Source organism: Moorena sp. SIO3I6 (assembly GCF_010672095.1).
In genome coordinates, this window is the sequence record NZ_JAAHHU010000441.1 from 1 (window position 1) to 3,520 (window position 3,520).

General features: G+C 37.1%; 2 protein-coding genes. One reads left to right on the forward strand and one right to left on the reverse strand.

Annotation, left to right across the window (positions count from 1 at the left end):
* On the forward strand, nucleotides 1–3,300 hold a 3,300-nt coding region (locus tag F6K49_RS37565), incomplete at its 5' end, for a CHAT domain-containing protein (protein ID WP_293105213.1).
* Here the strand turns inward: F6K49_RS37565 and F6K49_RS37570 are convergent.
* Nucleotides 3,204–3,509 carry a Uma2 family endonuclease gene (locus F6K49_RS37570; protein WP_366514274.1) on the reverse strand — a complete coding sequence of 102 codons (306 nt, stop codon included), beginning with the start codon at nucleotides 3,507–3,509 and terminating at the stop codon, nucleotides 3,204–3,206. The two genes, F6K49_RS37565 and F6K49_RS37570, sit on opposite strands and share 97 nt — an antisense overlap.
* Nucleotides 3,510–3,520 lie beyond the last annotated feature (11 nt).

The window sequence follows — 3,520 nt, forward strand, 5'->3', positions numbered from 1 at the left end:
AATGCTTTAATTGCTAATAAGTTAAAACTAAATTCAGGAGATAGATTTAATCTGAGCACAGATGATATTTATGATAAAATCATGGGTCTTAATCTTTTTAGTTATGCAAGCTTTGGTTTTAAATTAGGTCAAGATACTAATAAAATTATTCCCATATTGCACTTAGTTGAACACAGTAATGCTGAACAAACGTTCCACGAAGCAGAACAACTTTATATTCAGAATACAATAGACTCCAAAACACAGGCTCTTGTAAAGTATAAAAAAGTACTTCATTTAATTCGAGAAAGCGGTGGTCGCTCCAGGGAAATCGACTGGTCAACACTCTCGAATACAAGCTTAATTTCCGAAATAAGGGCTTGGTTGTATACTGACAGTATAAAACCTATATCAGAAAAATATGTATTAACCCGGATTGCTGATATATACAGATTTATAGGCGAATTTCAAGAGGCTATTAACTACTATTACCAAGCTCGTTCAATCTTTCGAGTTGAAGGTGATATGCATGAAGAGGCTACAGTCCTTATGCTAATTGCCAGTATATATGATGATTTAGGAGCATACCAGCAGGCACGCAATCATTATGAACAAATTTTGTCAGTGTTGTTGGCTGATTTGAAAAATTTAGAAGAAAAATTAGCATCTAGAAATCAGGAACCAAGAAATCCTTTTGAGAATCTAGTTCAACTATTCTTAGATCAAAGAAGTGATGCCTTATTTAGAGGAGAGTCTGCTGAAACTGAATCGCAATTTGTGCAAAAACCTGCAAAACCTTTACCATCACAACAAGCGTTGCAGATTATCCAAAGCTGGGAAGAAGATCGTGTTTTACAACAACGTGACCTAGTTTTGTTAGATCAACTTCTTTTTAGTGCTGGTGGTGATCTTTCTTTTGCGAAGCCTCAAAAAGCCATTGAAAATCTTAACGCCTTATTCCAAGTATTCCAAAATTCAAATACGAAAGGAAGAGAAGCAGCAACACTTACCTTACTAGCTAAAGCTTACAATCAAATAGGTGAGAAGCAGCAAGCCATCGAATACTACCAACAAGCTTTTAAGCAATGGCGTACCGTAGGTTTCGATTTAGAAGATTTAGGAGAGAGCTTTTTATGGTTAAACTCAATAACTTCAAATAGTTTGTCGAATAAAAAGATTGAACTGCTTATACAGATTGGTCAGATATATTATCAACTGGGCAAGCATGAACAATCCCTCAACTACTTGCAGCAGGTATTACTTTCAGCCGCAACGGTTCCTCCAAATGATGAATATGAATTACAAGCTCTTCTACTAATTGCTCAATCATACAAGGACGTGGGTAAGCTGCAAGAATTCTTTGAATACTTAAATATGACAATTTCTTTATCTCAGGCAAAGGAAAATCCCTCTAGAGAAGCCGCGTCACTCTTTTTAGCTGCATCGGTTTCTGCAAATCTCTTGAATGAACCGCAACAGACACTTGACTATCTCAATCAGGCAAAACCCATTTTAGAAGAGGTAGAAGATACCTTTCTAAAAGCTGTGTTTCTATTCGGGTTGGCAATGTGGAGTTATAATGCATCGAAACAACCCCAAGAAGCAATCAAGTATCTCAACCAAGCTTTACCTCTTTTAAAGGAAGCTAAAAAATACTCTGAAGAGATTTCGGCACTTTTATTTAGAGGCATTTTTTATGAAGAGTTAGGTGATACAGCTAAGGCGATAGCTTCCTATAAAGACGCTATCGAGGTAATAGAATCTATTCGAGCCGATATTAAAATTGATGAATTAAAAGCATCTTTCGCTAGTCAACAATTAAATGGCAATGGTGTAACAGACCCCTATACTAGTATTATCAACTTATTATGGAAGCAAGGTGATAAAGGTAGTTTTGAAGAAGCTTATAAGTATGTCGAAAGGCTAAAAGCAAGATCATTTATTGACCAACTGGCTAATGGAAGATTCAACTTCCGTGAAGGAGCGAACTCCAAAAGCTTACAAAGAGAACAAAACCTCAGAACTGAAATGTCATTTCTCAGCAAACAACTAAATGAGCTTCGTAAGCCTATCAAGATCCAGTGGGATTTAAAAACTATTGCAGATCTAGAAAAACAGCTAGTTGAGCGTCAAAAAGAATACGAAAACTTACTCATTGAAATAAAAAGCACTAATCCTGAAGTTGCTAACTTAATTAGCGTAGACGTTGCTTCATTAAGTGAAATCCAAGCCTTGCTTGATTCTGAGACAACGTTAGTTGAATATTTTGTTCAAAGCGATCGAGTCTTAGCCTTCATAATTACCAAAAACAGCTTTAACACAGTTACCTTAAATGTCACTCAAGCAAAACTAATTAATGAACTTACTTTGTTTCGTTACTTTCCTAACCCTTACCAGGATGACCTGCATCCGGAGGAACTAAAGAATTTACACCAATGGCTTATTGAACCTCTTAAGCCTTATCTCAACACCTCTAAAATTGGCTTTGTTCCCCACAGTATTCTGCACTATCTACCTTTTGCTGCTCTTACAGATGGGGAACGCTATCTCAGTGATGACTATGCTCTATTCACTCTTCCTAATGCTAGTATTTTAAGTTTTTTGCCAAACAAGCGTAAATTAGCAACTAGCAGTCTTTTAGCTCTTGGAGATCCAGTTACTGACTTGCCTCCTTTGGTTCATGCTAGGGGAGAAGTTAAGAAAATTGCTAACCTTTTTAATACTGAAGCTTTAGTACGAGAAAAAGCTACTGAGAGCATAATTAAATCTAGAGCAGAACAAGCAGAAGTTCTCCATATAGCTGCTCACGGAGAATACAATCGCAATAACCCTCTGTTTAGTACCATTTATTTAACAGAAGATTCAGAAGATGATGGTCAACTACAAGTTCGAGAAATTTATGAAGAGTTAGATTTGACCCAAGCGACTAATCTAGTAGTTTTGAGCGCTTGTAATAGTAAAATAGGTCAATTGAGTCGAGGAGATGAAATTATTGGACTCAACCGAGCGCTTTTGTATGCTGGAACTCCTACAGTTATGGCAAGTTTATGGAGCGTTAACGATGAAGCAACAGGGTTGTTAATGGAGTCTTTTTACAAGTATTTACAAACTGGAATGAACAAAGCAGAGGCACTACAACAAGCCCAGATCGAGGTACGAAAACAGTATCCTCATCCCTATTTCTGGGCAGCTTTCTCTTTGACAGGTGATCCTTCCCCCTTGCATCAGCGCAGCCCTATAAATAATTTGTCTGTCAATAACTTAAGATTAGGAAAAAGCGAAGATTTGAGACAATCCCCTCTACGAAACATTACTTTTTGATATTGATCATTTACCATACAGCAGACCGTTACCGTCGGTTGTTTGGGGCTACCAATAAAGTATTTTCCGCCAATACCGAGATAATCGACAATCCAGTATTCTGGAATCCCCAAAGCTTCATAATCTTCATACTTACGAGCAAAATCATGCTGCCAGTTTGTACTAACGACTTCAACCACAAGTTTTACAGTAGTACCCAGAGTTATCACTGGTTCTCTTG